This window comes from Pseudoalteromonas sp. S554, from assembly GCF_005930865.1.
Taxonomy (GTDB): Bacteria; Pseudomonadota; Gammaproteobacteria; order Enterobacterales; family Alteromonadaceae; genus Pseudoalteromonas; species Pseudoalteromonas marina.
Genome location: NZ_PNDV01000022.1, coordinates 91,068 through 109,905, shown reverse-complemented (window position 1 = coordinate 109,905; position 18,838 = coordinate 91,068). Strand labels below are relative to the sequence as shown.

General features: G+C 38.4%; 15 protein-coding genes. 8 read left to right on the top strand and 7 right to left on the bottom strand.

Features of this window, described 5'->3' with window-relative positions; all coding sequences use genetic code 11:
- Positions 1–154 precede the first annotated feature (154 nt).
- Positions 155–490, top strand: coding sequence for a ribonuclease E inhibitor RraB (locus tag CWB65_RS05820; protein ID WP_008129315.1), 336 nt, complete (start codon positions 155–157; stop codon positions 488–490).
- A gap of 21 nt (positions 491–511) precedes the next feature.
- Here the strand turns inward: CWB65_RS05820 and radD are convergent, their stop codons facing one another.
- The 6 genes from radD to CWB65_RS05790 form a co-directional block, all read right to left on the bottom strand.
- Positions 512–2,263, bottom strand: a complete 1,752-nt coding sequence (radD, locus tag CWB65_RS05815) for a DNA repair helicase RadD (protein WP_138740127.1) — start codon at positions 2,261–2,263, stop codon at positions 512–514.
- Positions 2,264–2,402: 139 nt separating this feature from the next.
- Positions 2,403–5,294, bottom strand: a complete 2,892-nt coding sequence (locus tag CWB65_RS05810; RefSeq protein ID WP_138740126.1) for a TonB-dependent receptor domain-containing protein — start codon at positions 5,292–5,294, stop codon at positions 2,403–2,405.
- A gap of 413 nt (positions 5,295–5,707) precedes the next feature.
- A complete protein-coding gene (locus CWB65_RS05805) occupies positions 5,708–6,013 on the bottom strand; it encodes an H-NS histone family protein (protein ID WP_138740125.1) in 306 nt (101 codons plus the stop codon).
- A 151-nt stretch (positions 6,014–6,164) separates the two neighbouring features.
- Positions 6,165–7,034: a class I SAM-dependent methyltransferase gene (locus CWB65_RS05800; protein WP_138740124.1), complete on the bottom strand. Its 870-nt coding sequence runs from the start codon at positions 7,032–7,034 to the stop codon at positions 6,165–6,167.
- Between the two features lie 60 nt (positions 7,035–7,094).
- Positions 7,095–9,716 carry a TonB-dependent receptor domain-containing protein gene (locus CWB65_RS05795; protein WP_138740123.1) on the bottom strand — a complete coding sequence of 874 codons (2,622 nt, stop codon included), beginning with the start codon at positions 9,714–9,716 and terminating at the stop codon, positions 7,095–7,097.
- A gap of 331 nt (positions 9,717–10,047) precedes the next feature.
- Entirely contained in the window at positions 10,048–12,411 is a 2,364-nt protein-coding gene (locus CWB65_RS05790) for a DNA polymerase II (protein ID WP_138740122.1), read from the bottom strand.
- Positions 12,412–12,471: 60 nt separating this feature from the next.
- Between CWB65_RS05790 and dinG the strand changes: the two genes are divergently transcribed.
- The 6 genes from dinG to CWB65_RS05760 are packed head-to-tail and all read left to right on the top strand — an operon-like array spanning position 12,472 to position 17,312.
- Positions 12,472–14,547, top strand: coding sequence for an ATP-dependent DNA helicase DinG (gene dinG, locus CWB65_RS05785; protein WP_138740121.1), 2,076 nt, complete (start codon positions 12,472–12,474; stop codon positions 14,545–14,547).
- Entirely contained in the window at positions 14,547–15,323 is a 777-nt protein-coding gene (locus tag CWB65_RS05780; RefSeq protein ID WP_138740120.1) for a TSUP family transporter, read from the top strand. The genes dinG and CWB65_RS05780 overlap by 1 nt, the downstream gene beginning before the upstream one ends.
- Before the next feature lies 1 nt (position 15,324).
- A complete protein-coding gene (locus tag CWB65_RS05775) occupies positions 15,325–15,933 on the top strand; it encodes a primosomal replication protein (RefSeq protein WP_008129307.1) in 609 nt (202 codons plus the stop codon).
- Positions 15,934–15,943: 10 nt separating this feature from the next.
- Positions 15,944–16,843 (top strand): histone deacetylase family protein, encoded by a 900-nt coding sequence (locus CWB65_RS05770; RefSeq protein WP_138740119.1) that lies wholly within the window; start codon positions 15,944–15,946, stop codon positions 16,841–16,843.
- 51 nt (positions 16,844–16,894) lie between these two features.
- Positions 16,895–17,176 carry a late competence development ComFB family protein gene (locus CWB65_RS05765; protein ID WP_006793580.1) on the top strand — a complete coding sequence of 94 codons (282 nt, stop codon included), beginning with the start codon at positions 16,895–16,897 and terminating at the stop codon, positions 17,174–17,176.
- Positions 17,160–17,312, top strand: a complete 153-nt coding sequence (locus tag CWB65_RS05760) for a YbaM family protein (protein ID WP_008129305.1) — start codon at positions 17,160–17,162, stop codon at positions 17,310–17,312. Before CWB65_RS05765 ends, CWB65_RS05760 begins: the two co-directional genes overlap by 17 nt.
- A gap of 2 nt (positions 17,313–17,314) precedes the next feature.
- Here CWB65_RS05760 and CWB65_RS05755 read toward each other — a convergent pair whose 3' ends face one another.
- Complete coding sequence (locus tag CWB65_RS05755) at positions 17,315–17,839, bottom strand: SEL1-like repeat protein (protein ID WP_138740118.1); 525 nt, start codon at positions 17,837–17,839, stop codon at positions 17,315–17,317.
- Between the two features lie 103 nt (positions 17,840–17,942).
- On the opposite strand from CWB65_RS05755, the gene CWB65_RS05750 reads away from it, so the two are divergent.
- The gene (locus tag CWB65_RS05750) at positions 17,943–18,827 is read left to right on the top strand and encodes a DMT family transporter (protein ID WP_008129299.1); all 885 of its coding nucleotides are present in this window, start codon (positions 17,943–17,945) and stop codon (positions 18,825–18,827) included.
- Positions 18,828–18,838: the final 11 nt, after the last annotated feature.

Genomic DNA, 18,838 nt, shown 5'->3' with positions numbered 1-18,838 from the left:
CATATTAACATAGCCATAATGAGCAACACATTAACTTAATGACAAACTCAATTTAAATATGAAATGTGAAGAAGATAAAATTAGTACGCGTTAAGACAATATTTTAGTTACAATAGTGCCAACGAACACAAAATTATTTTTAGATGAGTTTTTAATGCAATTTCCAGATGACGAAAACGGCCAGCTGTTAGCCGAAATAGCCGCTGCAGGCGTCGATTTAAGTAAAATGCAACAAATCGACTTTTTCATTTTATTTGAGCAACAAGCCGATGCTGATAAGTTTGCTAAAGATATTGTTTCTGATGCATTAGTACAAACCGCTGACGTCGAAAAATGCAAAGACACTGGCGTTTGGGAAGTAATCACTCATGTACAAATGGTACCAGAGCACACATTACTAGGCCAAGCTGAACAGTACCTAGAAAGTATAGCGAATGGCTATAACGGTTACGGTGACGGTTGGGGATTAATGGACGAAGACGCCGCTTAATATATTAAAAATCAGTTAAGCTTAACGACTTAACTGATTTGCCTTTCTAAAACTCCCCTTATAATCAAATAGCTTATCTGCTACTTTCCAACCATATTTTTTACTTTTTCGCGCAATCACAAAGTCAGGGGGCACCAAGTCTAACTGCGCTTTAATTACCTGTTCTGCTGCTTTAAAGTCTGTTGGTTTTTGTCCATGCGCAAGCCGTTTACCAAATTGTTTATTAAAGATAAACTGACCGCCTTTACTGGCAAGGTTGTAAACTTCATCACAACTAGTGCCGTCTTCGTCAAAATAAGTAACTTTGATTAGCTCGTCTTTAAGTTGAGTTACTGTTAGCCCACTACAACGAAGCACTAATGCATCTTTTAAGTTTAGCGCATTACGCAACTTGTCGTCAGGATCAGCCATTATAGCGCCGCAGTCGTGGCATTTTCGAGCAGCAATATCGTTTTGCGCACCACATTCCTCACACTCTTTAAATCTAAAACGATAATCGCACTGCTCTTTGCTACCTTCATCGTCTTCTAATAACCCTTGGCAACGTCTACCAAAATGCTCAACAACTTTGCCAGCAGAGTCCGTTTTACCCCAAAATATATTAGCAAACCCACAACCTGGACAAAGTACTTGTACAGGTTCATTATCGCTGTCGCCTTTTTTATCCCCTACTTCAGGGTGAAATAAATTAAAACCATTTCCGGCATAATCAATCACTAAGCAATCGGTTTTAGATTCTGATAATCGTAAGCCCCGACCTACAATTTGTTGGTATAAGCTTACAGACTCTGTAGGACGCAAGATGGCAATAAAATCTACATGTGGCGCATCAAAGCCGGTTGTTAACACAGAAACATTAACCAAATACTTTAACGTTTTACTTTTAAATGCAGAAATGATTTTATCGCGTTCAATATTAGGCGTATCGCCTGTAATTAGCGCGCTTTGGGCTGTTGGTAAGTAGCTTAATATTTCTTGGGCATGCATAACTGTTGCCGCAAAAACCATTACACCTTTGCGCTGCTCGCTATATGCAATCACTTGTTTAAGAATAGCCTGAGTTGCTCGCTCGTTACTTTTTAAAAGCGCGTTCATATCATCGGCAGTGTATTGACCAAACGCATTCGTTTCTAAAGACGAAAAATCGTAGTGGTTAATCGCAGCATCAACTTCACTGGGTGGCGTTAAGTAATCGTTTTTAATCATGTACCTAAGCGGTAATTCAAATATACAGTATTTAAATGGGCTTTCTGTAGTTCCTTTAACAAAACCATGATAATGGTGATGGTATATCCACCCCATGCCTAAACGATAAGGCGTAGCCGTTAAACCCAATACTTTTAAATGTGGGTTATACGACTGTAATGCACTTATAACTTTACCGTATTGGCTTTTTTTATCACCATTCACCCTGTGGCATTCATCAATGATAAGTAAAGAATAATGCTCATTGAGTTTATCCAAATTACGTGAAAGTGACTGCACACTAGCAAAAGTGACTTGATGCGCTAAAGATTTTTCTTTTAAACCTGCGGAGAATATACTCGCCTCTAAACCAAAACTTTTATATTTTTGTGAATTTTGCTCTACAAGTTCTTTAACATGAGCAAGGACCAATATTTTTTGTTTAGCTATACGGGCAAGCTCAGCGATAACTAAACTTTTACCTGCACCTGTTGGCAACACAATAACTGCGGGATCATTGGTTTTTCTAAAGTGAACAACGGTGCGTTCAACCGCCTCTTGCTGATAGGGTCTAAGTTTATAGCTCATAAATGTAAGAGTTCATATTATGTATTTACTATTGTACCTTAATATAAAAAGCCCCCTTAATAAAAACTAAGAGGGCTTGTAATTACTTTAAAATGTAATTGCTTTTTATACGTTCAGTTTATGCATCAAAACATTAAACTTAGAACTTATAAGAAGCTTGTAGGTAAGCAAATCGACCAATATTGTCGTAAATTGCCGATCCTGCACCTGTACCGGTAGTGCTACCAGGTAAGCCACGATTAAATAGGTTATCAACACCTAACTTAAAGCCAACTCCACTATCAAACTTATAAGCAACTGATGCATCAGTTATAAAGTAAGAACCGTAACGCATCTGGTTAGATGGATTTGGATTTGTCTCGATAGACTTATGATCGTACAACTCAACACCGTTAATAAAGCGAGTACTAAAATCTAATACAAGATTTTCGTATGTATAATCAACTGAGATACTACCTTGCCATGTTTCATCACCTAACACACCTTCATAATCAGTATAATTTTCAGGCTCAGCTGAGAATGGAAAGTCTTTTGCTTCAATTAAGTAAGTACCAATAAAACTAGTACCAAAACTTCCGCCTAGCGCATCAAAATCATAACCAAACTCAAAATCGACACCAGAATTTAGGCTTCGAGCAATGTTCAATGCAAACCCTTTAAGAAGCGTAATTTCACTTGTATTTGGATCACGAGTAATCAGGCCACAAAACTGATTATCAATACCTGTTGGTGAATCAACACAACGGTCTATAATTGTTTGAAAGCCGATACCGCTAATTGTGTCATCAATATCAATTTCCCAGTAATCAGCTGTTACACTGAAACCCTCTAACCACTCAGGTTGATAAACAATACCTGCAGTGATTGATCTAGACTCTTCGGGTTGAAGATCAGGGTTACCACCCACTAAAGTTTCAAGCGTTGCGCTATCGTAGTTTGAATCAAAATCTGCTGGAACGCCTAATGCTGCACAGTTTTGCTCTCGAATAGCACGACCTGAATCGCTTAATTGAGCAAGCTCTGACACCTTACAACTATCGTCAACACCTGCAAAAGACTGGCTTTGACCGGAGAATAACTCATCAATATTTGGCGCTCGCATAGCTTCTGACAATGTAAACCTAGCACGAAGCTCTGGTGTAACAGTCCAATCAAGTCCTAACTTCCAGCTTGTTGTATCACCAATTGTTGAGTAATCAGCATAACGAACTGCTGTATCAAATACTAAGGTATCAATTAAAAATACATCTTCAATAAGCGGAACTGATAATTCAAAAAATGCTTCAGTTACATCATATCCACCATCAGTCTCACCGAGCGCATTGAAGAATGTTGCACCTGTTTTAGCAAAGGCATCTTCAATAGTAACACTTGTTTCATCTCGGTATTCAACACCGCCAGCAAATCCAACCATACCCGCAGGTAGCTCAAAAATAGCAGAGTTGCTAAATGTTGCATTGAACACGGTTTGTTTAATTTCAGACGTACCAATTGAAGTCGTTGTTACATAGTCAATCGCTTCTTGGCTAATAGCGCCGTCACCCATTATATTCGCAGCTACACAGCCATCTGCACGGGCTGCTTCATCACGACAAACAATACTTCCGCTATCATCAAATACAGCATCTATAGCATTAGCATAATTTGCCATAATAACGTTAGCACCGTTAATACGCTCAATTTCTGATTTACCATGTACGAGTGAAATATCCATAGACCAGTCTTCACTGATTTCGCCTTGAATACCAGCTACAAAGCGCGTTGTTTCACGAGTGTTTTCTTCTAGACGACGACCAATGTCATTAAACATTTTGTTAACACCAATAAAGGGTAAGTCGTTGTCGTCCATTAACTGAGCAACATCTGGTGTTAAGAATGCATTGTCTCGTTGAATTAAGTTGGCACCACTGTAAAAACGGAAAAACGGCTGTCCAACATTTTCACCCTCAGTTTTAGAGTATTTTGCTTGAAAATAAACGTTCAGTTCATCCGTAACATCGTAATTCGTTTTAAAGTTAAAGTTTACACGATCAAATTTTGGTTGAATTTCTGAATATTGTCTTAAATTAATATAATCACAACCAGGGCTTGCACAAAAGGAACCATCCGCAATAGGTCCAGTGTAAACATCACCAAGTGTACTATCACCATTAAACTTACCCATTATGCCACCAGTGAATGGATTCCACACTGTGCCTTGGTTTGATATTAGGTAATAACCTGCGTTTGGTAATAGAAATTTATCAGGATAGTCCTCACTGTCAATTTGGTCATCTGGTCGAGTTTGACCTGTAACCACATCATAAGGTAAAGATGCATATGACGTTGCCGTCCATGGATTATCAAGCGCATTCAATGAGTCCTGGGCATTATATTCGACTGAAAATGCAGCATTACCACGGCCTTCGTTAAAATCTGTGCCATATGATAATGTAAATTTCTCATTTTGATATTTACTATTATCTGCATAACCCTTTGTAGCAGTTGCGTTAAAACCTGTAACATCTTTTTTCAATATAAAGTTAACAACGCCAGTTACAGCATCTGCACCATAAACAGCAGAAGCACCACCTGTAATTATTTCTACTTTTTCAATCCAAGCGCTAGGTATTGTATTGGTATCTACTGATGATGTACCAGGCGCACTAGCAACATGACGCTTACCATCTACCAATACTAGGGTACGAGAGCTGCCCATTCCCCGTAAGTCAAGTAAGCTGATACCAGCCGTGCCTATAAAACGACCTGAGTTAGCAAGCGAGTATGTGGTAGCTAATGCTGGTAATTTATTTAAAACTTCACCAATATTCATTGCACCAGTACTAACTAGATCTTCACCTGTAATAACTGTAACTGGTGAAGGTGCTATTGCCCCCTCACGTAAAATACGAGAGCCTGTCACTTCAATTCGCTCTACTTTTTCGGCTCCTTCTTGCTCTTCAGCAAATGAGTTTACTGAAAAAGCAGCTGTTGATGCCGCACCAAAAGCAATCGCTAAGCGAACTGCTTTTGAAACTTTATTATTTATCATATTGAAATCCCTGTTTGTATTTTAATTATTTTGATTCAAAACAAATAAATTAACATTAGTACCTGTTTTGAATCTATATATTAACCACAAGTTTACAAACTTATCAACACAGATTGCGTTAAGGTGTAGCTTTTATAAGTTATAAATAATGAAGTACTAAAAAGCTTAGAGATGTTCGATGATTGAATACTTAATGGTACTCGCGTACCGAAACGTTAATCGCCGTTTTAGGAATAAGCGGCTTATTAGATTACTATTAAGTTATAAGCTACGATCAGTATAACTTTGTTAGCAGAAGTGGTATCAAACCAAGGGACTAAGGAATGAGAAAGGGTTATAGTTACTGAAAAGTCATTTGAATACCTAATTAACTTATTAGGTATTCAAAAACTAATTTCTAACCACTAATATAATTATTTAGCTAAATACTTTTCAAGCTCAACGCCTTCAAACGCTTTGGGACGACGACCCCGGCCGGTCCACTCTATTACTTCACCATTTAGTTCCATTCGGTACTTAGGCGCAACTTTAGTACGTTTATCTGAGGTAATATCTTGTAAATCTTCTAACGTAAGTCCTTTTTCTTTTAAAAGATCCAAAACTTCCTGTTTTGCTTTTTGCTGTTGGGTATATTTTGAAATTGCATCAGTAACTAATTGTTTTGCTTTTTCAAGTTCAGTTAAGGATGCGGTCTTTATAAAAGCTCGAACTTCTTTCATTTACTTATCTCATCGAAATTAAATATTCTAAAGTTAATATAGTAGTATAATTGTAGCTGTAAAATATATCATCAGTAAAAAAGAATAATTTTATAATGGTGTATTTTCAGTATCACTCACTAAAATACATAAACAGCTGTTACCTTTGAAGCTAATTCTTATAGCCCTTATAAAGAGTACCTATTTTTTCTCTATTAGAGTCGATTAAATCAGTCTTTTTTATTTCACAAAATTCTGATAAGAGAGAATATACGGCTGAGTTTTTCGCTGCAGCACTTTTTAGGTCTGTTAATCTAAAAATTAATCCTTCTAACTCTGATTGAAATAAAGAAAAAGCTTTGTTTAAATCAATAGAACGATTTTTTAAAATAAACTCATAAAAATTGGTCAATAACGTTGCATTTATAGCATGTGGGTTAATTTTTATATCATCATTAATCAATTTCTTTAAATAGGCTGAGTGCACTTTCTCTGTGTCAGATTTATTTTGGATTGCATTGATAATTTCCGAGATAACAGGAACCATAGTAGCTTGTACCCTAATTGCAGATTCTAGGATTTGAACATTAGGAACAACAATGTCAGAGTTTATGTCATGGCATATAATCTGAACCACTCCTTTAGGTTTAAGTACCCTAAGCATTTCTTCTATACTTACCTGAACATCACTATATTCTAGTGCAAACTGAGATATAACAGCATCAAATTTCTCTTCCTCAAAAGGAAGTGCTTCAGCAAATACACCCGATAAAAAAGTACCATGTATATCTTTAGTCGCATCTAAGTTTATAGTCGCAGGATCAATCCCCGTAAAATTTAACCCTTTGCTTATATTTTTTTGGATAAGGTCGATCAGTGCCCCATTGCCTGTCCCTAAGTCTAAAATTTTAGAATTCTCTTTTAATTCGTTACCTAGTTCTAACCAGCAATCTTTGAGTTTCCCCGTATAGTTACCTTTAATATCTTGACCAAATGACGTTATATACCCCTGAGCCCAATACTCACTCCAATAAGATTTCATATCATCTCCAAATAAAAAAAGGGCTGAAAAATCAGCCCTTTTTAAAATTTAAACTAAGGTTTAGAAACTAATTGTGTAGTTAACACGGTAGTCACGACCGAAGTTATTGTAAAGATCTTGGTTATCCCAAGTACCTGCTGAAGAGAATACTGGGTCTTCATCAGTAAGGTTATTTACAGTAAATGTAATCGCACCGTAATCACCAGCGTTGTAGCTGTATGTGAAGTTGTGGATTAACCAGCTATCTAGTTTACCTGTTTGCTCGTAGAAACCGTCACCATCGCTGTCTACTTCTGTTTCTGAAGTGTCAGCCGTGTAAGTTGAGTTCCAAGAGATTAGGTGATCTTCATAAGACCAAGAGATAGTTGCAACTGATTTAAGATCTGGTTGACCAGACCAACCAGCTGTATCCTGAACAACACCACCAACTTCAGAGTCATAAGCAAGTGTGAAGCTGTTCACGTTGCTGAAACGAAGCTCACCAAATTCAGTTTCAAGGTTTGCATTGATAGTAAAGTCGATACCTTCAATTTCAAAACCAGCACCGTTGAAGTAAGAAGTACCCGCTTCAACTAAAACACCAGATGCTGCACGCTTAAGGTAGAAAGTTTCATTTGTTGTATCTGTATCTACGCTAACAGCACTGATTAGGCCAGCAGCTTCGTCAGAAATTAGACCTTGAAGAGATTTAGATTGAATTACATCTTCAACTTCTAACATGAAGTAATCAAGTTTAAGACCTAAGTTGTCGTTTACATCCCAAGCTACACCTAAGTTAACATAGTCAGATGTTTCAGCACCTAGCTCTGAGTTAGCTGTGTAGTATGTATCGTATTGACGTGAAACAGTTGAACCATTGTTGTAATCAATCGCTGACTCAGCAGAGAAAGAACGTGCTTGGTTTAATAAATCTAAACCAGGAGCGCGGAAAGACTCTGAGTAAGAACCACGAAGTACAACACCTTCAGAAACTTCCCAACGAGCAGAAACTGCAGGAGCAACGTTATCGCCAAAGTCTGAGTAATCATCGTAACGAGCTTTAAGGTTTAGCTCAAAAGTGTCTGTAACTGGAAGAACTGTTTCTATAAACACAGCTGTTACGTCACGACCACCTGCAGCAGAGTTACCTGCTGAACCACCAATAAGACCAGCTTCAGATTGACCGTCGTAGATGTCTGCGTATGTTTGCTCAAAGTATTCCATACCTACGTAGTGAGCGATAGCGCCGCCATCTAATTCACCAAGGTCAAAACCGATACCACCAAAGTATTGGTCAAACGTAGAAGTAGATTGTTGAAGAGTTGTTGCTTTCATGTTTGCAACACCTTCATCAGAACCTAGGTCAATATCATTTTGCTCGTTATAAGCTAGACCTGAGTAAGATAGGTAAAATTCACCGATTGATTTATTATCGGCTTTGTTACGGTGGTAGTAAACTTCCCAAGAAGCGTTGTTCCAATCTAACTCACCACGAAGACCTGTTGTAAGGTCAATGTTGTAATCGTCAACGTTACCATCACGAGTACCAATGCCTACCCAACGGAATAAACCGTATGCGCCATCTACACCGTAAGGGTTATGTTCGTTGTCCGCTGACATATTTTCCCATGCAGCAGCAGGAGGAGCGTAGCGACCAAATGAAGAGTTTTGAACAAACATTGCTTGGCCAAACCATTCGATATCGTCAGCTACTTCATAGTTAGAGCTTAGGTATAAAGTGTTACGGTTAATTGAAGCCGTGTTGTAAGATACGTTACCGAACGCATACATACAGTACTCAGAACCTGGGCCCCAATCTTCATTTGCGTCTACACGACGGAAAGTATCTTCGCCGTATTCTGCGATTAAGTCATCACACTTTAAAGAAGCAGAAGCAGTTGCGAAATCTGGAGATAAAACTGTAGCACCAAAGTAAGACCAACCAACAGTATCAGCAGTGTATGCTTCGATATCGCCATCACCATCTAAATCGCCAATTTGTGCTTTAGTGTAGTCACGAGCCGCGTCACTAATGCCTTTACGTTTTTGGTGGTCGAATGCAAAAGTAATGTTACCTTTATCGTTTGTAACACCACCAACTACTGAAAACTCTGAAGATGTAGTACCTTCATCTTGGTCACGATGACCAGCACCAACGTTGAAAGTTAAACCTTCGAAGTTATCTTTCAATATAACGTTAACAACACCAGCCATTGCATCAGAACCATAGATTGAAGAAGCACCTTCAGTCATGATATCGATACGTGCTACAGCGGCCATTGGAATAGCGTTCAAGTTAGCTGATGCGCCACCAAGAGTTGGTGAACCAGGGAAACGACGGCCGTTTAAAAGAACTAGCGTACGACGTGAACCAGCACCACGTAAGTTAATAGTTGCTTGAGATTGTGCTGAGCTACCTGAACGCTCAGAGAATGAGCCGAAAGAGTTCAGTGAGCTTGAGCGAAGAGCATCAGCAACTGTGAAGTCACCTTCCATACGGATATCTGCAGCAGTAATAGAGATTACTGGTGAAGCACCTTCAAGGTCACTACGCTTGATGCGTGAACCAGTTACTTGGATACGCTCAACTTTTTCTGCAGATTCTTCTTCTGCAGCAAAAGAACTTGCTGAAAACGCAGCTGTAGATGCTGCACCAAAAGCGATCGCTAAGCGAACTGCTTTTGAGATTTTGCTATTTAACATTTGATTCTCCCAGGAATACATTTATTAATTATAATTTTTTCAATCTAGCGGCACATAACTTGTTACGAAACGCTACGATTGTGTGACCAATGATAATACTAGTGAAACAACAAGGTCAACAAGGAATTAACGTTGCATTAATATTTAATTATTAAAGAAGTGATTCAGTTGCAAAAAACTGGAGAGAAAACAATCTAAGGTTCTGTTTATAATATTAAAAATTGAAACTAAAATGTTTTTATTTAACAATCCAAAAGATATCATATTTTAAATATAAAATTATTATCTCTATAAAATTTAACTTTTACGTGATAACTGGCCACTTATTAACCTAAAAGTTGATAAGTGAAAGCTGTCCATTGATAGGTTTTTTTTCTGACCTTGATATTATAGAGTCAATAATTGAATTAGAAATTGGCGTTAGTTGGCGTTGCAAATATAGCTGATAATTAAGTGCATTTTTTCCATTAAATATTTCTGCCCCTGACATCGCATAAACATACTCTATAATTTGCCCGCGCCTTACTTCAAAGTCAGGATGTTCTGCCTTGTGTTTTTTTACCGCTTGTACATGTGGTGGAATATTTTTTTCGTAATCGTTTAGATTTCTACCAAGGCGTTTTTTGTAAACAAGCTTTTGATCAAACTCACCGGCAAAAAGTCGCTTAGTATAATCTTTTACTATTTCGTCAAGTTGGGCAATTTCAAATTGTGAATCAAACAAAGCCTCAAATAGCTCTTTTTGAAACTCTTGGGCAAATTCAGTCCAATCACTTCTCACGGTTTCCATACCTTTAAAGACGATTTTAGATTCATCACCTTTTACTATTTTACCAACGTAGCGTTTTTTAGAGCCCGTTTTTTTATCGCGAATTGTAGGCATAAAAAAGGGACTGTAATGGGTTTCAAATTCAATTTCTAAATAGCTTTTTAAATTAAAATGCTTCGCTATATGCCGCTCCCATTGATGATTAATATGAGTCATCAATTCATTACCAATTTCATTGCAGCATTGGGCAGTTAAGCTCTCATCCACTTTTACAAAAATTGAGTCTGTATCACCATAAATAACGCTGTAGCCAATCTCTTCCATCCATTTACGCGTCGTTTGCATAATTTCATGGCCGCGCAGCGTAATAGAACTTGATAAACGAGGATCATAAAATCGACACCCCTTGGACCCAAGTACACCATATAAGCTGTTCATAATAATTTTAATTGCTTGCGATAACATTGGTTGGTTGGTGTCTTTGGCGTTTTGGCGGGTTTTAGTTAGGTATTCAATTAACTTTGGTAAATGATGCTCACTACGAGAAAACACTGCATTATTAAAGCCTTGTATTGCATCATTAGGGGCATTTAACCCTTTTATTAATCCTAGAGGGTCAATACAAAAAGTGCGCATAATAGAGGGGTATAAACTTTTAAAATCTAAAACCAAAATATTTTTATAAAGCCCAGGCAATGAGTCCATCACGTAGCCACCAGGGCTGTCAAAAGACAAACCATGGTCGCCTAAATTAGGGGCTACATAACCACTGCGGTGCAGCAAGGGTAAATACAAATTAGTAAAAGCAGCTACAGAGCCGCCCATTCGTTCAAGCTCTAGACCTGTTAGCTGTGTGCGAACAATAGCAAATTCATATAAGTTTAATTTAGTAAAAATACGATTAACTAAGATACAGTCTTGGCGGTTGTAAGCCGCTAGAGTCAGTTTATCCTCATTAAATTGGCGAATAATTTCGCCTAACCGGTTGTCTGATTGAATTAGCTTGGCTTCACCTAATACTTTTTCGGCAATGTTCCCTAAAGAGTAATTATCGAAGTGGTAAGTCGCATTTTTTAAAGTGTCAATTCCATCAACAACACATCTCCCTGGCAACGTAAGGCGTGTATAGTGCCCCGTATTGATATTAATTGGTTGGTTATCTCTGCCCAATTTAAGGGAAATTCCAAGCGCTTCAGCACGGGCATTAAGTACTGTAAAATCAAACTCTATTACATTCCACCCAATAATAATATCGGGATCATTACTACTTAAATAAGTATGTAATTTTGTAAGTAACTCAAGCTCATCCAAACACCAGTCAATGTTGATTTGTTCACTATGATTGTGTGGTTCACCAATCATTAAAACGCAGTCAAGTCCATTACCAACAAGACCAATTGAAAACAGCACGCCTTCCCCATCACATTCAATATCTAATGACAGCGACTTAAGCTTGGGCGTGTAATCTGTATTTGCTTTCAACTTTGCGTTTTGTATAAGTAAAAAGCCATTTTTTTGACTAACATCTCCAGTAACCCAAACACCACCTCTAATAAAGCGCTCCATTAAAAAGCGATCGCTGTGGCGAATATCACCCTCGTAAACAGTTATGGTGTTTTCAAATAATGTTCGTGCCTTATAAATACTGCTGGTATTATTAAAATAGCAGGCAACACAGGCTTTGCCGTTAAAGTGACTCATTTCAATTGTTTTAAAATTAACACTTATACGTGCTTTATCTAATAACTGCTGGGCATGTTGCTGTTGATCTTGTGATATAAAAAACACAGCTTGCTGATTTTCAATAACAACTTTAATTGGGCCGTGATCGGATGCAAGCCAATAGCATAGTGTGATCCCCTCACTATGTTTAGACGAATATTGCTGCCTTGATAAAATAAAGCCCTGATAGATTGCTTGTGTCAATGCACGATCCCACTTAATATACACACTGTAATTATATACATACTTTAGGCAAATCATTCCATGCTTTCTGACTCTCTAAAAAAAACTATTAGGCAAGTGCATCAGCATGTGGCTAAAAACCTGAATGATTATAGGCCGCGCAGCAGTCAAAATTACCTTGTTGCAGAAATTGCAAAAACATTGGCTGGTGAGTATCACAAAAAACAACGAATTTGCGTCATAGAAGCTGGCACAGGTACCGGTAAGTCACTTGCTTATTGTTTGGGGGCCTTGCCTTTAGCATTGGCACAAAAAAAGAAGCTAGTAATTTCTACGGCTACCGTGGCATTGCAAGAGCAATTAATTGCAAAGGAACTGCCTTTTTTTAAAACACATTCTGGGCTCGACTTTAAGTTTGATTTAGTTAAAGGACGCCACCGTTATATTTGCGCCCATAAACTACATAATGCTGTTAATGGTGATAGCCAAACTCAAATGGACTTTATGCCAACGCTTACCTCTCCATTAAGTGATATGGAAAGCAAATGCTTGCAAGGGCTACACGATGCTTACGTAAATAAAAAATGGCAAGGCGATAGAGATAGCTGGGCAGATACAATTCCCGACAGAGTTTGGAATTTAATTGCTTGCGACAAGCATGCTTGCCAACGTCAAATGAAAGCGCATTTGACTTGCCCATTTCAATTAGCTCGCCAACAACTCATGCAAATGGATGTGTTGGTTATTAATCACTCTTTGCTACTGGCTGATTTAGATTTAGGCGGTGGTAAAATTTTACCCGAACCAGACAACACTATTTATGTAATTGATGAAGCACACCATTTAGCCCATATAACACGCGACTTTTCGTCTGCTGCAGCAACCATTAAAGGCACAATAGAATGGCTCGATAAGCTCACTAAATTCAGTGGAAAAATGGCAAAAGTGCTAGTAGGACAAAGAGCCATAGGTCAAAACTTTAAGCTTTGCGATAGTATAAACGATGCAAATAAAGATCTAAAAGTAGTGAGAGATATTCTTGATAATGCTGACTTTGAATATTCAAAAGACGACACATACCGTTTTGAACATGGTGAAATCCCCAAGTCGCTTCACAGCAAAGCAAAAGATATAAGCGAAGCCACACAAGATGCACTACGGTGTTTAAATAAAATGCACGACACCCTTACACAAGATGTGAGCGACGGCGACATAAAACCTTATGTTGCCGATCCTATTCTTGCTGAAAGCGGTCACTACATTAATCGTTTAGAACAACTAAATAAATTATGGTTTAGTTATGCCAACAAAGGAGAAGGCATACCCCACGCACGTTGGATAAAACGCCTTGAATATAAAAGTCATCATGACCACCTTTTAAGCGACTGCCCCATTGAAGTAGGCTACTACCTAAAAGACAAACTTTGGAACGAGTGCGCCGGCGCTGTTTTATGTTCTGCCACATTAAGTGCACTTGGTTCGTTTGACCATTTTGCTTACGAAAGTGGTTTAGCAAAAGAGGAAGGCGTTAAATTTATAAAGGTTCCCTCGCCCTTTGATTACCCAAAACAGGCAACATTACGCATTCCTGTGTCTAAAGTTGAACCTACCGATAAAGACTTTAGCGATCACTTAGCAACCACTTTGCCAGAGTATTTAAGCACTAAAAAGGCAAACTTAGTCTTGTTTGCCTCGTACTGGCAAATGGACCATGTAGCAAAGTTTCTTAGAACAAAAGGTTTTAACTTATTAGTACAAGGTGAGATGTCGAGAGAAGCATTGCTTAAAAAACACAGCCAAAATATTGATAGCGGTAAAGGTAGTATTTTATTTGGTACGCAAAGCCTTTCAGAAGGTCTTGATTTACCTGGTAAATATTTAGAGAACCTCATTATCACAAAAATCCCTTTTGCTGTACCTACCTCTCCAATAGAAGAAGCGCAAGCAGAATTTGTGCAAAGCAAAGGCGGTAATCCGTTTTTAACAATTACAGTCCCTGATGCTGCTAAGAAATTGGTACAAAGCTGTGGTAGACTGCTGCGAAAAGAGAGTGACGAAGGCTGTATTACTATTCTTGATAGGCGTTTAGTAACCAAACGCTACGGTAAAGCCATGCTCGACACCCTACCACCATTTAAAAGACAAATAGACTATTAATGTTTGAACTCGCACTCGACCCGACAACTTGGGCAATTTTATGTGCTGTTGCATTGGCAGCAGGCTTTATAGATGCAATAGCCGGTGGCGGTGGCATGTTAACCGTGCCCGCATTACTTACGGCCGGTTTACCACCGCACCTAACATTAGGTACTAATAAACTCGCTGCGAGCTTTGGTTCGTTAACAGCAAGTTTTACCTATTACAAAAAAAACCTTTTTAGCCCCAAATTTTGGTTGGCATCAATTATTGCAACCGCAATAGGCGCGCTACTTGGTACGGTTATTGTTGATTATTTAAGCATCGACTTTTTAAATAAGCTGCTACCAATTATTATTATTATTGTTGCCTGCTATAGCTTATTTGGAAATTTGAGCACCACACAAGGTGATGAGTTACCAAAACTCAACAATGCAATGAAAGTAAAGCAGTGGGTCCAAGGCCTAGCACTCGGTTTTTTTGATGGATTAGCAGGCCCAGGCACCGGCACATTTTGGACCGCGTCTAACGGCATGCTTTATAAAATGAACTTGCTTCTTAATTGCGGTTTAGCCCGCTCTATGAACTTTGTGTCTAACTTTATTTCTCTTATAACCTTTGTAGCTTTAGGCCATGTAAACTTTTTGCTTGGCATAACAATGGGCCTTTTTATTATGTTAGGAGCCTGGTTTGGTGCGCACTCTGCAATTAGGTTTGGTAGTAAATTTATACGCCCTGTTTTTAATACCATGGTTATACTTTTAGCATTAAAACTCATTTACGAGGCTTACTTTTAGCATGCAAGTAAATGCATTAGAAAAACTACAACAGCAAGTTACTTCGCTTAAGCAACAAGCTGAGCAATTTGACAGAGCTAAATTGTTTGCTAAAAACCGTTATATGCAAGCACAGCCTAGCCTATTTGACCGCGCTGTTTTTCAAACTAAAAGCATGAACCTGGTTGATTACGTAAACGAAATAGAAGAAGAAGTAGCAAGCTTACCACCAAGCGATCACCGCCATGCTTATACCTATGCGTTAGAACGTATTGCGTCGCAAGTTCAGGCCGTATTTAATGTCATTAAATCAACACCAATTTGGGAAAAAGAAAATAAAAGCCGCTATAAACCTCGCCCAAAACAAGCTGTTTATAAGCAAGCTGTAAAAAAAGTGATGCAGTCTTCTCATGAACTTTACGACGAGTTAAAACAAAACCATGAGTTTGAACGCCGCTTAATGCTGATGATAGAAGAGCGTAAAATGCAAATGGAAAATGCATCCCCAGCAAAAGCTCAAAAGCTTAACCTTGAAATATTAAGTACTCACGCACGTCTAGGTCGATGCAGAAAAGCCATTTCAGCCACTGAAGATAAAATACAACAAGTAGAAAAACAGCAACTCCGTTAGGGCTTTGTCCATGCAGCTATACTACCACCCTCTTTATTCAAATTTGCCTTTGCCCGAAAAGCACCGCTTTCCAATTCAAAAATATCAACGGCTTAAAACCGAAATAGAACATTTAGGCTTTTTACCAACCGCATTCAAGCAGCCCGCCAAGGCACGCCCCTCGCAATTGGCCTTATGTCATAGCGAGCAATATATTAATAATTTTTTAACTGGGAACTTATCTGATAAAGCGATAAAAAAGATGGGCTTTCCTTATTCGGCTCAATTAGTTGAACGAACATTACTGTCTGTCGGTGGGAGTATTCAAGCAGCAGAAGAGGCTTTAAAAAGCGGACTAACCTGCAATTTAAGCGGTGGTTATCACCATGCCTATAGCGATTACGGCAGTGGTTTTTGTATATTTAACGATTTAGCCATAGCGGCCACACACTTATTAAATACTCATAAAGTCAAAACTGTGCTGATTTTTGATTGCGACGTGCACCAAGGCGACGGCACAGCGCAGATTATTAATCAGCAAAGCCATAAAAATATCATTACTTGCTCAATTCATTGCGAGCAAAACTTTCCGCGTTTAAAACAGCAATCTGATTACGACTTTTCTTTACCTGCTAAATCTGGCGACGATGAGTATATCGACACATTACAACACGCACTTGCGCTGTGCGTAAGTATCCATCAGCCAGATATTATTCTGTACAACGCGGGCGCAGACATTTACACAAAAGATGAGCTAGGTTTATTAAATGTATCTATTACAGGTGTTTATGAACGAGACCTTTTTGTTCTTGATTTTTGTAAGCAACATAACATTCCCCTTATGTGTGGTTTAGGCGGCGGTTACCAACGTAATTTAGACAGCTTAATCAATGTGCATAAACAACTATTTAAAGCGGCTATCGATTTATAACAATCCTTAGTATAGACTTACTTAAATGGAACATAACAAAGCGGTAGGAACATGCGATTACACGACGATATACATAACTATTACGAAAAAATTGTTGTTGAAGAAATCATAAAACGAAAACTAGACGAAAAATATGACGACGACGTTATGGCCGACTTTTGCTGTACCGTGTTAAACCAACTGCCACCTCGTTACATTCGTTACGACGTAGATATGGCGTTTTATTTACCACAAGCTGAACGCATACACATGGAAGAACGTGTTCAAACCGCTATTGATGTGGCTATTAGTCAAATATCTAAAAAGAAAAATTTAAATGACCAACCCTCTTGAGGAAGCGCCAACGCATATTAAGCTCGCTGTTGATTTAATTATGATACTGGAACAACACAACGTAGAGCCTGAAGAAGTCTTAAAAGCGCTCGATATAGTAAAAAGTGACTTTGAAAAGAAGCTAGTTAACAACTAGCTTTATTCAACTGTGTCTACTTCATACACAGTGACCGCTCCGTCACGTTTAGTGCAATCAATTTTAATTTCGCCAAATGTTCTTCTAGCTGATGTTGACCTTCGGCAAGTCATGTTTTGAGCTTTAACACCAAACTGCTTAATGTAGAGCGCAACAATTGCATCTATTTGCTGCTTCTCTTCTAATGTTGCAGCGGCATAGAAAGTATCATATTGATATGACCAATTTTCAACGCCAGCTTCTGCAGCTACACCTAACCACCCCATGCCAAGTTTGGTTGATTGATCCAAATATTGACCTTTTAAAAACATAAACGCTAGGGTGTATTGTGCGCTTTTATACCCAAGTGTTGCAGGCTCTTTTAAATCATTAAAAGCTTGCTCGTACAGCCCATTTTTATAGGCTTTAATACCGTTGTATTCTTTTTTCTTCATTGTATTATCGCTGTATAAAGTAACTGGGGTCGACCCACACCCACTCAATAAACTCACAGCCAAAATTACTGTAGCCAGTAAACACCTAACCATAACTAATCCTTTATTATTTTTAATATGCGAGTACCGAATCTGGCTTACACTCTTCGTAAAGCCTGTTATTCTATAACTCTATTCGTATAATTAAAATATTATCATGGGCTTAGCAAGTTTACTTCGATTATTTTTCCTAGCTGCAATTTGGGGCGCGTCATTTTTATTTATGCGCATGGCCGCCACTAGTTTAGGGCCCGCAGTCTTAATAGAATTTAGAGTAGGCTTTGCGGCACTCACACTATTTATAGTTGCGCTGTATTTAAAACGTCGCTTGGCGTTTACTAAACACAAAAAGCACTTTTTTATAATTGGCGCTCTTAACTCCGCCCTGCCTTTTTTACTTTTTGCTTATGCCGCGCAAACTATCAGCGCATCTACGTTATCTATTTTAAATTCTACAACGCCTATTTGGGGCGCAGTTGTGGGTATTATCTGGAGTAAAACCAAGCCAACTAAGAGTATGGTTTTAGGCTTGCTGTTGGGTTTAGTAGGTGTGGCAATTTTAGTTGGGCAAAACCATCTTATACTAAATACTCAGTCACTTATTGCTATTGTAGCAGCGCTAAGCGCTTCATTTTGTTATGCCATTGCATCCCATTACACAAAAAATGCGCCAAAGCTTGCACCGTTTGATAACGCACACGGCTCAATGTGGGCAGCAAGTTTTATGGTACTGCCCCTTATACTTTTTATGCCAATGCGTGAAGTACCAACCACCAACGTTATGCTTGGCGTTTTAGCCCTTGGCGTAGTGTGTACAGCGCTTGCTTATATTTTATTTTTTAAACTTATTGAAGATATAGGCCCAACCTCAGCTTTAACGGTCACGTTTTTAATTCCGCTATTTGGCATTTTTTGGGGACATTTAATTTTAGACGAACAAATTGGGCCAAACACGTTACTAGGCGCTTTATTTGTTATTGTGGGCACTATGCTGGTTACTGGATTTTTACCACGAAAAAAGCACTTAGCTAAAACAAGCTAAGTGCTTATATC